General features: G+C 35.7%; 15 protein-coding genes. 9 read left to right on the top strand and 6 right to left on the bottom strand.

Features of this window, described 5'->3' with window-relative positions; all coding sequences use genetic code 11:
• Positions 1-841: 841 nt before the first annotated feature.
• The 3 genes from F6K22_RS03365 to F6K22_RS03355 form a co-directional block, all read right to left on the bottom strand.
• On the bottom strand, positions 842-2,374 hold the full coding sequence (locus F6K22_RS03365; protein WP_293093252.1) for a S1 family peptidase: 1,533 nt from the start codon (positions 2,372-2,374) through the stop codon (positions 842-844).
• 492 nt (positions 2,375-2,866) lie between these two features.
• A complete protein-coding gene (locus tag F6K22_RS03360) occupies positions 2,867-3,649 on the bottom strand; it encodes a S1 family peptidase (protein WP_293093249.1) in 783 nt (260 codons plus the stop codon).
• Positions 3,650-3,697: 48 nt separating this feature from the next.
• The gene (locus F6K22_RS03355) at positions 3,698-4,504 is read right to left on the bottom strand and encodes a COP23 domain-containing protein (protein ID WP_293093246.1); all 807 of its coding nucleotides are present in this window, start codon (positions 4,502-4,504) and stop codon (positions 3,698-3,700) included.
• Positions 4,505-5,275: 771 nt separating this feature from the next.
• Here F6K22_RS03355 and F6K22_RS03350 point away from each other — a divergent pair.
• The 5 genes from F6K22_RS03350 (at position 5,276) to F6K22_RS03330 (ending at position 11,151) form a co-directional block, all read left to right on the top strand.
• On the top strand, positions 5,276-5,626 hold the full coding sequence (locus tag F6K22_RS03350) for a slr0373 family blue light stress response protein (RefSeq protein WP_293093243.1): 351 nt from the start codon (positions 5,276-5,278) through the stop codon (positions 5,624-5,626).
• Positions 5,627-5,753: 127 nt separating this feature from the next.
• Complete coding sequence (gene ycf46, locus F6K22_RS03345; protein ID WP_293093240.1) at positions 5,754-7,274, top strand: stress-responsive protein Ycf46; 1,521 nt, start codon at positions 5,754-5,756, stop codon at positions 7,272-7,274.
• A gap of 174 nt (positions 7,275-7,448) precedes the next feature.
• Positions 7,449-7,802, top strand: a complete 354-nt coding sequence (locus F6K22_RS03340; RefSeq protein ID WP_293093237.1) for a DUF1257 domain-containing protein — start codon at positions 7,449-7,451, stop codon at positions 7,800-7,802.
• A 503-nt stretch (positions 7,803-8,305) separates the two neighbouring features.
• On the top strand, positions 8,306-8,989 hold the full coding sequence (locus tag F6K22_RS03335) for a Crp/Fnr family transcriptional regulator (protein ID WP_293093261.1): 684 nt from the start codon (positions 8,306-8,308) through the stop codon (positions 8,987-8,989).
• A 344-nt stretch (positions 8,990-9,333) separates the two neighbouring features.
• Positions 9,334-11,151, top strand: coding sequence for a M61 family metallopeptidase (locus F6K22_RS03330; RefSeq protein ID WP_293093235.1), 1,818 nt, complete (start codon positions 9,334-9,336; stop codon positions 11,149-11,151).
• Positions 11,152-11,706: 555 nt separating this feature from the next.
• Here F6K22_RS03330 and F6K22_RS03325 read toward each other — a convergent pair.
• A complete protein-coding gene (locus F6K22_RS03325) occupies positions 11,707-11,997 on the bottom strand; it encodes a hypothetical protein (RefSeq protein ID WP_293093232.1) in 291 nt (96 codons plus the stop codon).
• Between the two features lie 112 nt (positions 11,998-12,109).
• Here F6K22_RS03325 and F6K22_RS03320 point away from each other — a divergent pair, with 112 nt between their 5' ends.
• On the top strand, positions 12,110-12,592 hold the full coding sequence (locus F6K22_RS03320; RefSeq protein ID WP_293093229.1) for a tellurite resistance TerB family protein: 483 nt from the start codon (positions 12,110-12,112) through the stop codon (positions 12,590-12,592).
• A gap of 1,003 nt (positions 12,593-13,595) precedes the next feature.
• Here F6K22_RS03320 and F6K22_RS03315 read toward each other — a convergent pair.
• A complete protein-coding gene (locus F6K22_RS03315; protein ID WP_293093258.1) occupies positions 13,596-13,943 on the bottom strand; it encodes a DUF2127 domain-containing protein in 348 nt (115 codons plus the stop codon).
• A gap of 125 nt (positions 13,944-14,068) precedes the next feature.
• Here F6K22_RS03315 and F6K22_RS03310 point away from each other — a divergent pair, with 125 nt between their 5' ends.
• Positions 14,069-15,337: an RNA-guided endonuclease InsQ/TnpB family protein gene (locus F6K22_RS03310; protein ID WP_293093226.1), complete on the top strand. Its 1,269-nt coding sequence runs from the start codon at positions 14,069-14,071 to the stop codon at positions 15,335-15,337.
• A gap of 210 nt (positions 15,338-15,547) precedes the next feature.
• Here F6K22_RS03310 and F6K22_RS03305 read toward each other — a convergent pair whose 3' ends face one another.
• Complete coding sequence (locus F6K22_RS03305; protein ID WP_293093223.1) at positions 15,548-16,099, bottom strand: LeuD/DmdB family oxidoreductase small subunit; 552 nt, start codon at positions 16,097-16,099, stop codon at positions 15,548-15,550.
• A gap of 626 nt (positions 16,100-16,725) precedes the next feature.
• Between F6K22_RS03305 and F6K22_RS03300 the strand changes: the two genes are divergently transcribed.
• Together F6K22_RS03300 and F6K22_RS03295 are read left to right on the top strand one after the other, a co-directional pair.
• Positions 16,726-17,604, top strand: coding sequence for a hypothetical protein (locus tag F6K22_RS03300; protein ID WP_293093220.1), 879 nt, complete (start codon positions 16,726-16,728; stop codon positions 17,602-17,604).
• 2,069 nt (positions 17,605-19,673) lie between these two features.
• Positions 19,674-21,353 carry an ABC1 kinase family protein gene (locus F6K22_RS03295; RefSeq protein WP_293093217.1) on the top strand — a complete coding sequence of 560 codons (1,680 nt, stop codon included), beginning with the start codon at positions 19,674-19,676 and terminating at the stop codon, positions 21,351-21,353.
• The last annotated feature ends 103 nt before the right edge of the window (positions 21,354-21,456 follow it).

Below are 21,456 nucleotides of genomic sequence, written 5' to 3'. Positions count from 1 at the left end.
CCTCTGCGTAAGTCCTGTAGTAATAAAAAAACTTTCTCCTCCTTATAACTAGACTTCTCCAAAAATGAAAAATAAAATCAATTCTTATCTATAAATTATCAATTACTCTTCCCCTATTTCCTGTTTCCTCTTTTCTGGAGATGTCTACTAATAACTTTCTCGTCTTCCCTCCTGACTCCTGACTCCTCCCTTGTTATTTATAACTATTCAATGAGACATGATATTATTTATCGGACTTACGCACCAGACCACAGATATAGCGTTAAAAACTATAACGTTATAGTTTTTAAACTCTATATATAGTACATTGGCGTAAGTTCTGATTTATTCATTCAAAAGCTAAGAGCTGACTACTAATAGCTGTCTGCGGAGCATTCCGGCACGACAATCCTTGCATATTTTCTGATTCCCTTCTGACTCTTGACTCCTGACTCCTCCCTTGTTATTTATAACTATTCAAATAGTTTTTAAACTCTATATATAGTACATTGGCGTAAGTCCTGATTTATTCATTCAAAAGCTAAGAGCTGACTACTAATAGCTGTCTGCGGAGCATTCCGGCACGACAATCCTTGCATATTTTCTGATTTCCTTCTGACTCCTGACTCCTGACTCCTCCCTTGTTATTTATAACTATTCAATGAGACATGATATTATTTATAGGAATTACGAAGAGACCACAGATATAGCGTTAAAAACTATAACGTTATAGTTTTTGAACCCTATATATAGTAAATAGGCGTAAGTCCTGATTTATTCATTCAAAAACTAAGAGCTGACTGCTAATAGCTGTTTGCGGAGCATTCCGGTACGGAAATACTTGCATATTTTCTGATATTTCCTAGTCTAACAAAAGACTCCCATCTCCACCAGATGGTTTATCCCGACCTAGATTTTCTACATCAAAACTAAAAAGTTTATAGATATTGTCTATCTTATCGTTAGGGTCTTCAAAACCCCCCTCTTTTGTTTGATTTGGATCGATCGATTCAGGTCTTTGATTTTGAGTCATCAATTCAGGATTTTCTAGCGATTTAGGTGTTTGATTTTGAGTCATCAATTCAGGATTTTCTAGTATTGTTATATCTGAATTTCCCGACCTATAATTTTCTATTTGTCTACTTACATTAGGAGTCTTAATTTGAGGAACTTTTGTTATTTCTGATTGAATTATCCTTTGTGAAGGAGCTTCTAATTTAAAAGATAAATTCATTTCTCTAGCTTGAATCAACTTTCGAGAATAATTAACATTTTGAGCACTGCTATACATCTTCTGTAAATCATAAATTGATTTTGAAGTATTATCCGAGTCTAATGTAGAATTATTTTTATTTTGATTTGAGTCATTCTCTAAGTTATTTTGAGATTCAAATTCTGGAAAACCTGGGAAATCACCTTGCTTTTTCTGCTCTTCATTTTTCAACCTAGTATTTTCAGACTCAAACACATTAAAAGGGTCTGAATCATTTTCTACCTCTAATTGATTCTTTGAGGATGAATTATTATTAGATATTGGTTCATATATTTGTCCGCAAATAGGTTTATTTGTCGAGCCTCGTCCGTGAATTCCAACTACCTCTCCGCCACTATTAAACACAGGACCACCACTCATCCCTGGACGAGTATAATCTGTGTAATATAAACCATAACCATTATCCTTTTCACTAACAGGAATAGAAGCTTTTAATGGTCCCCATGCTAGACGTCTTTGCCTTTCAGGTACAGGATCTTTACAAATTATTTTTCCTTCAGAATCTAATTGCATATTTCCATCAAGTTTTAGCTTCGGTTCCGCTTCAATTTTCGGCCACCCAGAAATATAAACAATATCTTCTTCTTGTAATTTATTAGCATCTCCTAAGGTCGCAACAGGATAGTTTTTTTTACTTTCAAAACTAACTATTGCTAAATCATAACCATTGATTTCTTGGTTGTTAAAACAACCAAATCTTACTAAAGCTGTTTCTACTTTTTTATTTTTTATTGCTTCTAAGAATCTATTAGTACATTCTCTACCATCGTTGATTTTCGTAACTTGATGAACTTTTTTGTCACTTGTTAGTATGCCATATTCTGCATCTTTACTTACTTGTTCCTGACTAAAATTATGAGTTACTGTCAAAACATAGTATGTTTTACCTTCTTTAGCAATAATTACCCCTGAACCTACTGTCCATCTTGCTACAGGTTTTCTATTTAATAAATCCTTTAATTCACCTTTAGTTAACCTAGGGGCAATTAGAACAGTAGTTTGTTTAGCTATGGAGTTAATTTCTTCTACTCTTAATTTGGCAGGTACAGCATCTACTACCTTACCAATACTAATAATAATTCCAGCTATAGAAGTAATAAATATATGCCTAATGTTTATCATATTTTTTTACCTAAAAATAAAGTTTTAAAGCCTCTCCTAATAGGAGAAAAAGCGGTCGGAAAGCGGAGCATTCCGTCAGGATGGGATGGCGAGGTTTCCGTTCCCTCCGGGACGCTACGCGAACGCTTGCCTCCAATCTCCCCTTGAGAGCGGTCGTTTAGCTAGCGCACAACTTCGCACTTCGGCTGTCGCCGACATCAAAAACGTTTGCGGAGCATTCCGTAGGATAATTTCCCGTAGGGTGGGATGGATTGGTTATATCAAATCCGGTAGTATTGGTGTAATTAGATAAAGAGTGTGGGGAGGGTGGGGAAGATGGGGAGATAGGGAGAGCTAGAAAGATTTGGTAATAGCTGAAGATGGAACATTTTTTTATACTGAATTAAGCGGATTTGATATTACCTAACCAGACCTAATCTCCCCTTGAGAAGAAAAAAATTTCCTTTTAACCAATCCTCTTCTTTTGCATAAGAGGTAATTATTAATTATTAATTATTGAACAAGATTCAACTTAGCAATAGGAATTGCCCAACTAGCAACAAGCAATTCTTCCACTAGCTCTTCTGAAGGTTGACTACCATCAGAAAATCGATAAGCATCTAAACCACCAAAAGCATATTTTGTCCGACCAATAATCCCAACAAGTTCACCATCTTGATTCAAAACAGGTCCTCCACTCATCCCAACTTCAATCTCATTACTCATGCCAATTTTGTAGCCTTTCTCCAAAGGTAAATTCAGTACATGAATAATCTTTCCTTTAGTAAAATTATATGATTGAATTCCTAAATCTATAGTAGGAACTAAATTTACTGGTTTTTGCTGATAATTAGGAAATCCAGTCACATAAACTTCCTCTCCCAAACTTAAAATAAAATTATCGCTGACAACAGCAACTGGGTACTGATTACTGGTGGAAAATTTAACCACTGCTAAATCTATATCTCTATCTCTAAAATTAAATCTACTATCCCTCTGAGCAGTATATTCTTTTCCATCTGAAGTTAAAACTACAAATTTTGCTTCTTGATTAGAATCAATTACATGGGCGCAAGTTAGTACAAAATATTCACTTCCTGCTTGAGAAATAATCACCCCAGAACCAGCAATATTTTCTCCTAGTAATCTCACAGTAATAGGTTGAGCTATTTCTTCCACAATAGGATTTGACTTAAAAGTATAAATTTCCTGCATTTTGGGAATATTAATTCCTTTCGGTGGGGTTGATGCTACTGGTAAAATACAAACCTCCAAAAAAGTTGGAATTATTGCCATTAAACTTATCAATTTTTTCATTTAATTAACTTCTCATTTTGAGTCTAATTAATCCTTATTTTCCAGCTTTTTTTGTTCTTCAGTTATCACTTCATAAATCAAATTTTCCATATCTACTTCCAGTATTTTTTCCTGATTTACTGATGCTGCCTTTAAATTATCATCAATAACTACCAATTTTTCTACCCATTCATCTCCCTGATTTTCCACATTTTCAATATCACTACTTTCAAATATTAAAATAGTACTAGCTTTGCCTTTCAGGGAACTTACTAGATGAGTCAGAATTTTCCCGTTAGTACCTCTATTATTACTTCTAAGAGTCCACAACAAATTACTTGAATCACAACCTCCTGCTTTAGCTGCACAAACTACAGCCATATCATTAAGAATTCCTTCACTTAAAGGAGGCATTTTTGGTTTTCCTCCCCTCAGAAAATGCTGATTAAATCTATCTGTAACTGCCTGGCAACGAACTTCTGGAGTATACTTGTCACCAAATTCTAACGAACCTGTCTGTGTCCATTGAATTAAAGGTCTATTAGCAGCTTTTTTCCATGCTCCAACTATTTCACCTTGACGATTACGACGTGCTTGGTATATTGCTAGCTCTGTTTGATTGTCTGGCGTACATTCAAACTTATATTTGTATGCGTAACGGCGACTAAAACGTATATTCTGAGGATTAGCAGAACCAGTGGAACCGTCCTCATGAACATCTCCAGACATACTCATTTGAGCTAATTTAGTATTGAAGTTTGTAAGTTGAGCGAAACTTGAATTTGTTTTTAGGATTAGAACTTGAGCAGCGATCGCCACTAGACAAACTATAGGTAATATCTTTTGTTGTATCATAATTATTAATATTTCCTACCTCTATCATGCAAAAAAACCTTAATTTACTACTATTTCAGCTTTCTTTTTTTTATTGATTTTTCAGGAAGTTTGTTCTGCTCCCCATCTAAATTATGATGCTTGTTTGTTCAAAATTATCGTGTCAATTATATTTTCTATGTAGACAAGTATTGATTCATCAAAAAAAATCTCCGAGATACCCCATTAGTCTACCAACTGGGGAGGTATGGAATTAGCGATTTGAGAGGGTTGACAAACAATACTCTATAAACTAACTATAGCAAATACCTAGCTTTGACGGGTGTTAACTTTTTATTTAAAACTGATAGTATTATCAATTTAGTCTGTATAATTATTATCCCTACACTCTTTTTGCTAGACCAGTGGAGCGGTAACAGATTTTTGTCAATACATAGGAAGTCCCTCTTTAGATAAATCTGAAAAAACATAGGTTATTTTTAGTCTCTTCAGGTTATATATTGTAAATATTTTGTCCAAATACTGAAAAAACATATAATTGAATTTTGATTCTTGTTTGAATTTTTTAGTCAAACAACAAACAATAAGACCTCGCCCTTAAGGGCGGGGTTTAAAGTAAAAAAGCTGTAAGTATTGTATATCAATACTTACAGCTTTTATTTTCAGTTGATTATTTGTTGTAAATGTAAAGATATATTACAATAATAGAGTTAAAGCGGTTTAACGGCTTGACATTCCCGAAAAGAGCCGTTAGTGTAATATACATACCCGGGTAAACAAGTTGACTGTCATATGCAAGACAAGCAAAAAGTTACATTATATATAAAACCAGAACTGCATCGCAAGCTCAAAATAAGGGCTGCAGTTGACTCGGAACCAATGTCATCAATAGCAGAAAGGGCTATCCTATTTTATTTAGAAAACCCAGAAGTAGTTGATGAATCAGGTTCAATATATGGACAGACCCACCGGGTATACACTTGTCCAGATTGTACAAGTTCACTTGTAATGCGAGAAGGAGAGCTGCTCTCCCTCAAAAGTCAGCCAAGTGTACTAGCAGACAAAAATATTCCAGTTAAGCAAACCCCGGAATCAGAAAAATCTGAAGCTCAACCGGGAGAACAAGAGTTAGTTCCCTGCTAAATTAATTCTGATGACTTAATTAAAGAGATAATTCAAAGCTCCAACAAGTCATAACTGCTAGGGAAAAAAAGATAAGTTCAATTAAGCAATCGTAAACTTTGTACCGTCTCTATTTAGATCGAGGACTATGAAAGAAGAACTCAATATTCTCATCCAAGCTCAATATCCTCTGATCTACCTCGTAACATCCGAGGAAGAGCGGTCAGAGCAGGCAATTGCAGCATTAGCTCAAGCCAAGTCCCCACGGAAAGTGTTTGTTTGGACAGTGACTCACGGTATTGTAGAGTATGGTCAAAGCAAAAACACAACTCAGCATAATACAGTCTCACCAGAGGCAGCTATAGAGTGGGCAATTAGGCAGCGAGATCCTAATACTGGTGCTGGAATATATGTATTCAAGGATTTGCACCCATTTATCGACTCACCACCAGTTACCAGGTGGTTAAGAGATGCGATAGCTAGTTTTAAAGGCACAAACAAGACAATTATATTAATGTCTCCCATGCAAAATGTGCCAATAGAACTGGAAAAGGAAGTAGTTGTCCTTGACTTCCCACTGCCAGATATGAAGGAATTGAATCAAGTTCTCTCGCGACAATTAGAGCATAGTAAAAACCGTCGTATTTCCACAGAGACAAGGGAAAAGCTCCTGAAAGCAACTTTGGGTTTAACAAAAGATGAAGCAGAAAAAGTATATCGTAAAGCCCAAGTAACAGCAGGACGCCTAACTGAAAAGGAAGTAGACATTGTACTATCTGAGAAAAAACAGCTAATCAAGCGCAACGGCATACTAGAGTATATAGAAGAAGATGAAACTATAGATGCTGTAGGTGGTCTAGAGGAACTGAAACGTTGGTTAAGGCAACGTTCTGATGCCTTCACAGAGCGTGCCAGAGAATATGGACTACCTCAACCAAAAGGGATGCTAATTCTCGGAATACCTGGATGTGGCAAGTCTCTAATAGCAAAGACTACATCTCGTCTTTGGGGTCTACCTTTATTACGCTTGGATATGGGACGGGTATACGATGGTTCAATGGTAGGGCGTTCTGAAGCTAACTTACGAAATGCTCTCAAAACAGCCGAGTCAATTTCACCGGCAATTCTATTTATAGATGAATTGGATAAAGCCTTTGCAGGTACTACAGGTTCAGCCGACTCTGATGGAGGTACTTCTAGCCGGATATTTGGTTCATTCCTAACTTGGATGCAAGAAAAAGTTTCTCCAGTATTTGTGATGGCAACTGCCAACCGAGTAGAACGTCTACCAGGAGAGTTTTTGAGAAAAGGTAGATTTGATGAAATTTTCTTTGTAGATTTACCAAACAAAGAAGAACGCCAAGATATTTTCAAAATTCACCTAGCAAAAAGACGTCGAGATATTGAACGCTTCGACCTCGATCAACTATCTAATGTATCCGATGGCTTTTCAGGTGCAGAAATAGAGCAAGCCATAATCGCTGCTATGTATGAAGCATTTGCTCAAGATAGAGAATTTACGCAGCTAGATATTATTGCCGCCATTAAAGCTACACTACCGTTGTCGAAGACCATGACAGAGCAAGTTACTGCTCTACGGGATTGGGCTAGACAACGTGCGCGGCCTGCTGCATCTTCAGTCGCCGAGTATCAAAGACTGGAGTTCTAAAAGCTTTCTCCTGGTTTAGACAGGAGTAAAGGCTAGTAAACTAGATACAGTTACTAGCAGTTCCTAAAAAAACCACATCCGCTCAAAATCAATTCAACGATTATGAGTTGTGGTACTGTTAGATAAAAACCGTTGTTGTTTCTGTTTTGATTTTAAATTTAGGAGGAAACCCAAATGTCTCACTTCAGCACACTACGTACTAAGATCACTGACGCTGAAATCTTAAAAGCTTCCCTGCGTGATTTGGGAGTTACAGTGAAAACTAATGCTGATGTTCGTGGCTACAATGGCCAACGTGTACGTTCTGATATCGTTGCTGTTCTCGAAGGTGAATATGATTTAGGCTGGTCTTGCAACAGCGATGGTTCCTTTGACCTAATCGCTGATTTATGGGGTGTTGCTAAGAAGCACAATCAAACTGAGTTGATCAATTCCATCAATCAGAAGTATGCCGTTAACAAAACCTTAGCTGCTGTTAAGCAACGTGGTCTGCAAAACGCTAATGTCAAATTAGTAGTGCAGAAGTAATCTATTTGCGCGTTCCCAAGTTTGCGGGTTAACCAAAATCGGGTTAGCCCGTTTTTTTAGCTATTTTGATCGGAACTTGTATTAAGCCGGGAGTAGATAATACTAACCGATCCATAGCTCTTCAGTGGGTTGACGTTTCATCGGATGCTGCTAACTAATGCGTTAATAATTGCGCTTTCCCCCGCGTCAGTTTAGAGTTTCCGTTTCGCTTCGCGAACAGAGACTTAAATGCTAGCTTCAATCTAGCTATGGCCGGGAGTTCCCCCGTGACACCTTGTGGACTGGATAACGCCGACGTTGCCAGAATGAAGCAGGAACAGAAAATTTGCCAAAAATCAGATAATTATAGATTTGATGAGATTTTTGTATGTTTCTGAGAATGGTAGAAATACTCCTATCAACTCTAAACGAATAGAAATATAATTTTGCTGAACTAAAAAAACTCTAGTATGATAGCTGTTGAGTTTAACAATCACAAGATACAATAAAAAGTGCTAATTTTCATGCAGACAGAAGCTTTCAGCGAGCTTTTTCCTTTATTTAAGGGAGCCAACCCAGAAACCTTGGAATGGCTTCTCTCTGTTGCAGTAAAACACGAGTATCCCTCAGACAGAGTAGTCTTAATGGAAGATGCTTGGGGTAATGCTGTTTACTTCCTGGTATCAGGCTGGGTAAAAGTAAGACGCAGGTTGTCCCCTGACAACTCAGTTGCATTGGCTATTCTGGGGAGAGGAGATTTTTTTGGTGAAATGGCTATTCTAGATGAATCACCCCGCTCAAATGATGTTGTTGCCCTATCACCAGTTCGTTTGATTAGTATTTCGGCTCAAAGATTTATTCAAACTCTCTTCAAAGACCCTCAGTTACATCATCGAATGCTCCAACTGATGGTTAAGCGTCTCAGGCAGACAAACGTTCGTTATCAACTGCGCCATAGACCTCCAGCAGTAAAACTTGCTAATACATTAGTAGAATTAGCCGAAAATTACGGTCAGACTACGGAAAAAACCTGTGAAATATTTAATATTCCTGACCAAGATTTAGCTGATGTAACAGATATCACAATTGAAGAAACTAGCAAAATAATGGCAAAATTACATACTAAGGGTTGGATTAGTAGAAATTCAGAACATCAGGTAATCCATTTACTTAATCTCAAACATTTAATGCATTTAGCTAGTCAGTAAACTAGATTAATAGAAAATGATTTTTGGCACACTAAAATTTATGATAAAAAACGCCGTGTGCAACTTTTTCCAACCAAGGAAATTTAGGGAGTTGTGAGAACCAGACTTTCCGCTCTTGACCCAGAAACGCTGATTATTCCGTAGAAAGTTACACATCGCGTATAAAAAGTTAAAAATTCCTCAAATTATAGCAGATTCCAGATTAATGTGGTATATTTGACAAAGGAAGAAATTAAGATATTAAGTTTCCCCTTTCAAGGGGATAAAAAAGGAAATTTTGAATTTCAAGCCTCTAGCTTCAGCCAGAGGAAATGATAACTGATAACTGATAACTGATAACTGAAATGACTGAAGCTAGAATAGTACCCCTCAGTCCCACAATTACAACCCCAGCAATTAAATATAAAGTATCTATGCCTCATCCAGAATCCCATCTGTTTGAGGTTAGTTTGTCTGTTAGAGTTGAACAACTATCCTCCTCATTATTAGAAACATCTAAAAAACTGGATTTAAAAATGCCAGTATGGACGCCTGGTTCTTACTTAGTCAGGGAATATGCTAAACATTTGCAAGATTTCTGCGCCTATGGTGAAAATGAACGACCTTTACCTTGGCAAAAACTTAGCAAAAATCACTGGCAAATCGAAACATTGGGAGTCTCGGAAGTAATAGTTCAATACAGAATATTTGCTAATGAATTGACAGTGCGCACTAATCATTTAGACTCTACACATGGTTATTTTAATGGGGCGGCTTTGTTCTTTTATATTCCTGAATGTGAGAAAAATAAGATTAGTATAAAAGTTATTACACCTAAATCTGATTGGCAAGTAACGACATCTTTACCAAAGATTATAGATACAGAAAATACGTTTGAAGCAGAAGATTTTGATACTTTAGTAGATAGTCCTTTTGAGATAGGTAGTCATCAACTAAATCAATTTGAAGTACAAGGAAAAAAACATCAATTAGCTATTTGGGGAAAGGGTAATGCGGAACCAGAAAAACTAATTCCAGATATACAAAAAATTATTGAAGTAGAAGCAGAGGTTTTTGGTGGTTTGCCTTATGAAGAATATTTATTTATTTTGCATAGTTCTAGTAAAGGTTTTGGTGGTTTAGAACATAAGTTTAGTTGTACTTTAAATTATCCGAGATTCGGTTTTAGGAATAAGGAAAAACGCGATCGCTTCATGCAGTTAGTTGCCCATGAGTTTTTCCACTTATGGAATGTTAAGCGGATTCGACCTAAAGCATTAGAAGTTTTTGATTATGAACGGGAAAATTACACTCCTTCTCTATGGTTTTCTGAGGGTACAACGAGTTATTATGATTTATTAATTCCTTTTAGAGCTGGTATTTTTGATGTGAAAACTTTCTTCAAATTATTAGGAAAAGAAATTACACTTCTGCTAACAATAATAGGACGAAAAGTACAACCAGTAAGTGAGTCTAGTTGGGATGCTTGGATTAAATTATATCGTCGGGATGCTAATAGTAATAACTGTCAGATTTCCTATTATTTAAAAGGAGCAATGATATCTTTATTGCTTGATTTGTTAATCCGAGAAAAACATGAAAATAAATACTCACTGGATGATGTAATGCGTCAAATGTGGGATAAGTTTGGTAAGTCAGAAATAGGTTTTACTCCTGAAGAATTGAAAAGTGTAATTGAAGAGGTAGCAGAATTAGATTTGGGCGATTTCTTTGAGAGGTATATTGATGGTGTAGATGAGTTGCCTTTTGATGAATATCTCAGACCTTTTGGACTACAACTTAAAAAAGAAGATAATGAATGGCCTGATTTAGGTATGAATGTTGTTAGTGACAATAGAAAAGAAATAATTAAATTTGTTCAACATCAGGGACCAGCAGAGTTGGCGGGATTGGATGTAGGGGATGAGTTACTGGCAATAGATGGTTTTCGGGTAAATGCAGATAAGTTGAGCGATCGCCTCAAGGATTATCAACCAGGGGATGTTTTGGAGGTAACGGTTTTCCATCAAGATGAACTTATTACTCATCAGGTAACTTTGGCTCTCCCTAGTCCCAGTTGTTATCAAGTTGTACCAGTAAAAAACCCTACGGCAAAACAACAAGAAAATTTTGCTGGTTGGTTGGGAAGTTCATTAGAGTCGATATCCTCACGAAAAGGTTAATTATCAAAGGGGATTAAAAGCTATTGTATTCAATGTTTTTGGTTTTCATTTTTGCCTTGGTTGATAATCTTTTGTTTTGGGGGGTTAAATTCAGTTATCAGTTATCAGCTTTTGCAGTTATCAGCTTTTTTAGTTTTCAGGTTTGAAAATTAGGTAAAGTTATGGTTTTCTGTTTTTGGTTTTAATATTTTAAATTTTACTATTTTTGCCTGCTTGTTAAATAGGGAATTTTTTCTGAGTTGGTTAACGAAGTTTCAATATTTTTAGCGCTTTTTTTCGATTTTGTGATACTGTGAACATAGAGTATAGTTAGGGCATTTTATGTCTTGATTGATTTTTATGGCTGTTCCTTCCTATTCTGCCGTTGTTTTGGTTTATTTTTCCCTAAATTTGCTTTGCTCAAAATGACTTTTTTTCTATGCCTGTTTTTTGCTGTTTTGACAGAATATTGATTTTGTGATACACAAGCATGATTTTTTTTGTTTTTTTGAATCTAATTTGTGTTGAATAAATAGTCTAGAGTATTGGCGAACGACTCCTACTGATTTTATAATACTACAGTTGGTTTAAGGATGCAAGCCTAATTTCCCGATCGGCGCGAATTTTTCTGGAGTGCTTCAGAGAATGAATTGGTTGAGTAGTTAAAAGAAGTTTGATGGAAGAGGCGATGGCTACTTTACTTTCTACCCCGTGAGAGTCGGCGCTTTTTTTCTGGAGTGCTTCAGAGAATGAATTGGTTGAGTAGTTAAAGGAAGTTTGATGGAAGAGGCGATGGCTACTTTCTTTCGGGAACTTCTGAGAATAAAAATACGCAGACAAGGATTTTGCCCTAATAACAGCCTGCATAAAGCTATTTCAAAGGAAATATTTAAAAATTATCAACGATTTGATAATAACTATTAGCTTGATGATAGGTTAAAAGTTCAGCTATAAATAGCAAAATATTGAGGAAAAATCTATGGCAGTTCAACCACCTCCACCCCCATCTATTACTCCACGCCAGATGAATTTGTTGCGGATTGTTGCTTATATGGCATGGGCTGACGGACAACTGGCGCAAGAGGAAGTCGATCTAATGTTGAAGCGCTTTAGTAGTTTATTTGCTACAGGAGATTCCCAACAACAACTTCAAGAGGAATTACGGGATTATCTGATGCAAAATATACCATTGGAGGAATCAATTCCCAAATTAGAAAGTCAGCAGGAAAGGGAACTTGTATTAAAATTAGGTTATGAAGTAATTGCTTGTAGCGCTCGTACTCCTGATGAGCCAAATATTAATGAAGAGGAAGAGGTTGCTTATCAAAAATTAAAGCAGTTGCTTAATCTTTCACGGGATGTAGTAGAGCGTATAGAAGCTGAGGCAAATACTGAAATTAATCAGGAAGAGGGAATAGTTGAGATGATGACTCGTGGTCTACAGCAATTTATGCAAAATTAAATTGATTGATGGTAAATGCAGCAACTTATTTATTGTTGCTTTTTTTTTACCCTCTTTTACTTTCTTCAAATTCAGGAAGTAACTGAGGGTTGATATTTTTATGGGATTTATATTTGATCTCATGTCCGGTAGCATCGGTATTGTATAGCAAAGGTAAGGAAGAAGGAAGAAGGAAAAGGTAAGGAAGAAGGAAGAAGGAAGAAGGAAGAAGCTTAAAGATGGTAGATATTTCCTCAGCTTTTAGACAAACGATACCAACGGACATGATATGAGATATGAAAATAAAATAAAATATTTGAGGCAACAGACAAAAGTAGGATTTGTTAAAGAGTTTATGATAGCAGGAAAAATCACAATATTTTTATAATATCAAGTTTGAATAAGCGCGTTATCAAAAACCTTTTCCTAGCTCTAATGGAAACATTTCTCTAATCTCTAGCTTGCTACAAATAAGTTTTATGTAGTAGGTGGTAGCTGTGAGGTAGTAGGTAAATCGTATAGGTTGCCACTATGGCTGAATCCAGTTTTTCAGAGTTCGATTACCTAGATTGTTATTTGTAAAATTATTTTATAAATTTTGTATTATAGCGGTTTTCACAAAGGTAGACCACAGAGAAAATATAAGTATTTTTGAAGTTTGATAACTTACAGACCTGATAGCTATATTCCATGTTAATAAAAAGCTCTATATGTAGCTAATCTAGCTAACAAGCTGTCAATAACAAAACTTTTATTGCCTAAATAAACACTTTAAATTTATCAGAGGGTTTTCCTTTTTATCAATTTGTTTAATCATCTATCTAAATATGTAGAATGTAGCGTTTCTCAAGTTAGTGAGGTAAACTTGTGTTTCTTATTTTCTATTTCGAGTTAAGCTATTCCCTAAAACCTAGTGTTTTGTCAAGATAAAAATTACAAGTATTTTAAAAATGTTTTTGCTGATCTTAAAAAAATCTTTGTCTTTCTTTATTCTTGAAAATAAAATTTAATCTTCAGTCTTAAATTATCGGATAATTAAAAATACAAAGACAGCTAAATTAAGTATAAAAATAGTCAATCTGATGATAGAAAAATCATCGATTAATTCCTTGATTTCTAAGGGGAGTGGTACAGCAACTAATCCTAAAAAAAGAATCTTAGACCAGACTTTTTCATAGCACAAACCAACCAAGGTGATAATTATCAAACTGCCATAAACTGCTGTATAACGAGCCACTAACTTAAGACTAGGAATATCAGCATTGAGAATTGGTTTTAAGATTAATTCTACTGTCTGAAACTCCCCATTAATCAGATTAATTTCAGCCCAAGTTGCGAGATTATCAAAATTTCTCCAGCTCCAAGCTGAAATTAAAGAAATTACCGAAAAAAATGGGTTTAAAGCCCCGTCCTTTCAGGAGGGCTTTTTTGCCAAGTTAGTTGTCATTTTCTGGCTTTTAATGCTACAACATTATCGTAGGTAAAAACAATAAAACCATGCTGGTTTATGAGATGAAATTAGAAGGAGAAACAGTCCAATACGAAAAGCTGGATGAGGCTATTCGTACGGGACTTTTTGTCCGCAATAGCATCATCAAAGCATGGATTGACGGGCAGGTTAAGAGTCGTAATGATGCCTACAAATACTGTAAAATCTTAGCAGATAATCTCGATTTTCCCTGGGCAAAAAAGCTGAATTCAATGGCTAGACAAGCTCATGCTGAGAGGGCTTGGGCAGCTATTGAAAGATTCTACAAAAACTGTAAAGCTAAAGTGCCAAGTAAAAAAGCGGTGCGACCCCGCGACGACGGCAGTCGCAAGGGAACGCGCACCAAGAGAGGGTATCCTAAGTTTAAAAAGTATCAAGTTAGAGCATCAGTAGAGTACAAAACTTCGGGTTGGAAACTTTCAGAAGATAGACGTTATTTGGTGTTAACTGATAAATTTGAGGCTGGTACTTTTAAACTTTGGGGAAGTCGAGACCTTCATTATTATCAACTCAAACAAATTAAACGAGTCAGAATAATTAGAAGGCATGATGGCTATTATGCCCAGTTTTTGATTGACCACACTAGGGAGGAAAAAAAAGAATTAACAGGAAAACAAACGGGATTAGATGTAGGTTTAAATCATTTCTACACCGATTCTGAAGGTAATCAAGTCGATAATCCTCGGTTTTTTAGAAAGGGTGAGCGCCAAATCAAAAAGCTACAGAAGCGTTTATCTCGTACTAAAAAAGGTAGCAAAAACAGGATAAAAGCAAGGAATCGGTTGGGTATAACGCATCTTAAGGTATCACGCAGACGTAACGATTGGGCTTGCAAAGCAGCGCAGCGCGTCATCCGGTCTAACGACTTGGTAGCGATAGAAAACCTAAAAGTGCGTAACATGGTTAAAAATCATCATCTGGCCAAATCAATTAATGATGCAGCTTGGTACAAATTTAGGGAATGGTTGGAATATTTTGGCAGAATTTATGGAGTTCCGGTTATCGCGGTTGAGCCATTCAATACATCTCAAAACTGCTCAAACTGTGGGAAAAAAGTCAGCAAAACTTTAAGCACTAGAACTCATAAATGTCCCCGCTGTGGTTATGAAGCAGATAGGGACGAAAATGCTGCAATTAATATTCTCCAATCTGCTCTCAAGCAACTATCAACTACCCCGGGGCGCGGGGAAAGTAACATCTCTGGAGAGACTGGCCTCTGTCTGGATGGGGAAACCCAAACAGATAAGCCGACTCGACGAAAGAGAAAGTCTAAATAGTGATATTTAGAATCCTCTTGCCTTTAGGCAGAGGAGAACGTCAACAACATGACAGTCGCAATAATTCCCTTATATAAAATAATGAATTTTAGGCTGTTACGTTCTGGGGCTTTAGCTTCCATCAAATTCAAAACTAAACAATTGAATATTATTGAAAAATTGAACATCAAAAAGGAGAGATAAATTTCTTCTCCTACTTAAAAGAAAAATTTAACCTTGTTTTTGGGAAATCATACCTGTTTGACGAGCATAGGCAAAAAGACCTCCAGCATCAATGACAGGTCTTACTTCTCCCAAAGACTTCAACTGATAAGTTTTACCAAGAGTATGATTAGTTATTTGATTTTCTTCAAAATCAATAGTAACTTCCTGACCAGTTTGAAATAACTCACACAGGCGATCGCTAGATTCCCAAGGATATAGCTCTCCAGTGGCGGAACAATTGCGGAAAAATATACGAGCGTAAGATTGAGCAACTACTGCTTGGACGCCAGAAGCACCTAGGGCAATAGGTGCGTGTTCCCGTGAAGAGCCACAACCAAAATTTTCTCCAGCTACGATAATTGGATAGTGGGTTTTCGTTTCTCCTGCTTCAATAAATTTACCGTAACGGTCAGGCAACCCACACAAAGCATAACTTCCTAGCTTATCATATTCATCTGGCTTGGAAGGAACTAATGTTAGATACTCGGCGGGAATAATTTGGTCGGTATCTATATTGTCATCTAGTACAAAGATTTTGCCACTTAGGGATTTGGCCATAGTAAGTTTCCTGTTTTCCCTCTAATGCTGTCGCAAATTTTAACATAAGACTTGTGAGACTCCCATTGTCATCCTCGTTTTACTGTTTCTTTAAATAATTGCTACAAAAAACTTTATGGATGGAAATTAGATATGTCTTCTTTTGTCTGTAGTACCTTTCTCTATTTCTGATAGATACTTACTCATTGCTTTTATTGCGTATATCGCAATAGGAATTTTTACTTAGTCTTATCTGCTAAATTCTGTAGCAATACTATAAAGAAATAATCTTTAGATGAACTAATGGTACTTAGACATTTTCTAGGAGAAAAAATGCCTGAAAGTCAGTATAGATAAGGGCATTACGTCGAGGCCCTAAAAATAGCTAAAACCCTTAATAATTAAGGATTTATGCCTTTTTGAGGTAAAAACCTTTGCCTGCCTATATTTGAGTCTATTTTCTGCTGGTGTTTTGTGTAAGTCCCACTAAAAATTGTATTCAATAGACATCTTGCAAAAGTTTTAATTAAATAAATTCAAGAGCTAAAATTAACAATTTCATCTCCCTATTTCCTCCATACCTATTCCCTGAATTCTGCAAGAAGTCTAATATCTGGGAACTATTAAATCAACAGTATTAACTATCAATGAAAAATCAAAGTAATGATATATTTATCCAAGCACGTCGGGGTAGCGTAGCAGCGATTATTCAAATTCTAAATGAACAGCTAGCTGCATTAGATGTCAGAATTAGAGCTATATTTTCTGATGGTGTTTTGCAAGTTTTATGTGAAGCATCCAAAGCTAAACAATTAGAAAAGTCTAATATTGTAGAAGAGGTTAAACAGACCCTTGAAGAAATTTCACCTCGTAATATTGAGCAAGTAAAAATTAATAGTAGAATTGTTCAAGAACAAAAATTACTTTGGCTTGAGGATATTACTAAAGATCCAGAAAATCAATTACTTTGGTCTCAGCAAATTACTTTGACTAAACCTAATATTTTAAAACAAATAGCAAATAATTTTCAGACAAATAAGCCTAAACCAACTAAAATACCTTTGTCTAAAACTGTTTATTCTACGGGAATGCCAAAGCCAAATCAATTCCAACCTGATGTAATAGGCATTTTTTTTATAAGTCTGCTGATGCTAACTTTAGGTATCCAAGTTAATAGATGGTTCAACCTCTCCGGAATAGATCAAATAACAGCTTCAGAAAATACAATTTCCCAGTCTCCATCCCCTACTAATAAAAAATCTTCAGAAGACACTGAGGCTAAGTCAAAAGCAGCTTTTACTCAAGCAGTACGACTTGCTCAAAAAGCTGTTGCTGATGGAAAAGTTGCTCAGTCTCAAGAAGAGTGGGTGGCGATCGCCAAGACATGGCAAAAAGCAGCAGAACTAATGGCCTCTGTTTCACCTATTTATTCACGGTATGATGTAGCAGTTAATAGGGCTGAACTTTATCAAAAAAATAGTGAAATTGCCAAAAAAGAAGCAGAGAAAATTTTAGGAAGAGAATAGAGAGCAGTTCATTAATTGATAATGGATAATGAATAATGGATAATTACCTCAAGGAAAACCTTCAACAATTAATAATTAATAATTAATTACTTCTTCTGATAACAGATAGGATTGGCGCTCAAGGAATTTTTTTTCTACTCTTGGTCGATTGGATATGGCGTTTAGCGCTCCGCACAACGCGCGTTTTTCATGTCGCGTGTTAGCATTCCGTAGGAAAGCGAAACGCGGAGCAACTTGAATTGTGGAGCGGTTCTGTAAGAGCGGGAAACCTCGCCATCCCACCCTACGGGAAACTTTCCTAGGGAATGCTCCGCAAAAGTTTTTCATGTCGGCGACAGACAGCTGAAGTGCGAAGTTGTGCGCTAGCTAAACGACCGCTTTTTCTCTTGAAATAGAAGGCAATAAAGCCTAATTGATTAATTATCAATTATCCATTGGTAAAGTTCTCTCCAACAATTTTTCAGCATTGCTGGGAATACAAAACTTATCATCTTTTTCTTGAAATTAGGAAAACTTTTACCTAAAGATTTCATCTTAGTAAATGCTGTGTTTAGCGTAAGCATCCAGCTATTAACATTCAGCTTTGAAACGTAATAAGCAGGTACACAAAATTAATTACCGAGAAATTGTGGGTATGCGCCTCCCCTTTTAAGGGGAAAAAAGCGGTCGGAAAGCGCAGCATTCCGTCAGGATGGGATGGCGAGGTCTCCCGCTCTTGCAGAGCCGCTTCGAAGTTCGCCATATCCAATCTCCCCTTGAGAAGAAAAAATTTTTCATGATTAGTCAATCCTATCCGTTTTCAAGGAGAGGTAATAATTAATAATTAATTATTAATTATTAATTATTAATTATTAATTGTTGAAACATTTTCCAAAATTGAAACCTTTTTACTGCAAGGGTTACAGAGAATTAGAGTAGGTAATCAATTCTGTGTAGGAGCTTAACTTACTAAGGTTAGCTAAAAGGAACCTTTTTATTCATAACTTTTAATTTTCTTTGGAGACCAATTCCTCCCTGGGCTATTTCGTTCTAATTTCTGACTTTTTGTGCAAACCACGAAAATATGCCTTTTGCAAGATTGAAGGTTATATCAACCAATCTCTAAAAGCTAGTAAAATCGTCACTTGATTCTAGAATGAAATAGCCCTGAATTCCTCCTGAGCGTGTAAGAATCAGTTAATAACTGATAGCTGAAGAGCGTAGTTCCGACCCCGGAGGCTAGCTGACGGCTGAATGCTTACTGTTTAGCTGTTTTCAAACAAGTTTTCAAACTGAAGCATTTACTGACTTTAATCTAATATTAGTTTTCTTAGCTATTGTTAAATTTTTAGCTTGAGAATTACATCATATTCGGTTGTATATAAACTACAGATATTAACAATTAGATATTTGTAGTAATAGCATCTTATTTGCTACGGTTGTACTTCACAAAGATGGAATATACTGTATAATTAGAATAAGGGTTATGAGCAGGGATAATATATTTGGAAATAATTGAGCAAGTATTAATTAATGAATTCTTTGAATTGAGCTATTCTTTGCCTTCTCTTAAGTTGAGTTTGTTTAAGGTTATACTGGTAAATTAAAGATAGATATTCAGCTATCAGGTATTAGCCATATCCTAGGGAATACTACACAAACAACTATTTCTTAATTAAGGAGGTAAAATCAATTAACAAATCAACAGAAAATCAAAATTTACTGCCAAACTACAATCCCTTAACCGTCAGAAATAATTATTATTATGAGTCGCTGATAGTTTACTACTAAAAGCTGAATACTTACAGTTAAACTAATCACGATTATGATTAAAATTATTTCCCTCCTCTGATACAATTAAAACGCAAAAATAGCTGAATATTTACAGTTAAACTAATCACGATTATGATTAAAATTATTTCCCTCCCCTGATACAATTAAAAAGCAAAAACAAATGTTTTGTACTTCAACCCGAAAATACTTTCTGGTTGAAATTAATCTAACCGTTAAACCGTTGACTTATGTTTTTTGTAAGTAAAGATTATAACGGCAGTCCTCTTTCAAGATTTTCTGATAGATTTACATATAGTATGCTCACTAAAAATGTTTCTAAGTCCCTTCGTTGGCAACGCACCCAATATTCTCCCCTGACCAGACAAATAGATGTTTTTAGTGCCGCCGGAAAATTTTTTTTGTTTTTATGGTGGGATAATTTATTTCAAAATAAATCTTCTTCTATAAGAAAGCGTCGGGCTGAGTGGTTAGTGAAGACTATGCTCAATTTAGGTCCAACTTTTATTAAAATAGGTCAATCTCTATCTACACGAGCTGATATATTGCCGAAAGAATATGTAGAAGAGCTAGGAAAACTACAAGACCAAGTGCCTGCTTTTGAGACTACAGAAGCGATCGCTATTATTGAGTCGGAACTTGGCAATTCTCTTTATTCTCTGTATCGAGATTTTCAGGAACGCCCTATTGCTGCAGCAAGTCTTGGACAAGTACATAAAGCTAATTTACAAACGGGAGAAGAAGTTGTAGTTAAAATACAACGTCCTGGGTTAAAACCTTTATTTGACTTAGATGTGAAAGCTGTTAAAAATGTTATCCGTTTTTGTCAAAAATATTTTGCTTGGGCTAAGAGGTATGATTTAGATGCTATTTATTATGATTTTTTTACCATTCTTTATCAAGAAATTGACTATGTGAATGAAGGGAAAAATGCTGACCGCTTTCGGGAAAACTTTAAAGGGTATCCAGAAATAATAGTACCTCGTGTTTATTGGACTCACACTACAGAAAAAGTTATAACTCTTGAGTATTTACCTGGAATTAAAATTAATGACCGGATGCGAATAGAAGCTTGTAATCTTAATCCGAAGCGGATTAATCAAATAGGAGTTTGTTGTTATTTAAAACAGTTATTATTGGATGGTTTTTTTCAAGCCGATCCTCATCCAGGAAATTTAGCAGTTAGTTTAGATGGTGAGGTGATTTTTTATGATTTTGGCATGATGGCTGAGGTAAAGTCATTGACAAAAGACCAAATGATTCAAACATTTTTTGCTGTGTTAAAAAAAGATGTCGATCGGGTGTTGAATACTTTAATTACCATTGGTTTAATTGAACCAATGCCGGATATGATGCCTGTAAGAAGATTAGTTAATTTTTTATTGGAAAATTTCACCGATAAACCTGTTGATTTTTATAATTTTGATGAAATAAAGGAAGAACTTTATGTGTTATTTGAACAACAACCATTTCGTCTGCCTTCTCAAATGACTTTTATTCTTAAATCACTAACTACTCTAGATGGTATTGCTAGAGAACTCGACCCTGACTATAGTTTAGTTAGTTGTTCTCAACCTTTTGTCAAAAGCTTAACTGTTGCTCAAGGCAGAAGTAGAATAGTAGGTGAACTGGCAAAACAAACAAGAGATTTTATTAAATATAAATTGCAACAACCAAATAAAAGTGAAATTTTAATCCGCCAACTAGAAACAAGAATTGAAGATGGTGAAATTCAATTTAGAGTTCGTTCTATTGAAAACGATCGGTTATTAAAACGGATTAATTTAGCTTTAAAAACTTTGATTTTTACTTGTATAACTTGTTTTACCTTTCTATCAGGTTCTGTTTTATTAACAGGGGGTTATATAGAAGGTGCAATTATCGTTTTTGTCTTATCAGCCTTGGGATTGATATTAATGTTCAAGTCAGGCTTTCAGTTATCTGTTAGAGAAAAATTAGACAAAATGGCAGAGAAGTAAATATTCATATCTCCGGATTTTGTGCAGATAAAATAGTAAGCATTCAACGGTAAACTAAGCACCCTCGACAGAACTAATTTCATATTTGGAAGAGGTAGGCAAG

Source organism: Okeania sp. SIO2F4 (assembly GCF_010672385.1).
Classification (GTDB): domain Bacteria; phylum Cyanobacteriota; class Cyanobacteriia; order Cyanobacteriales; family Microcoleaceae; genus Trichodesmium.
This window is presented reverse-complemented; position numbering and strand designations above follow the sequence as displayed.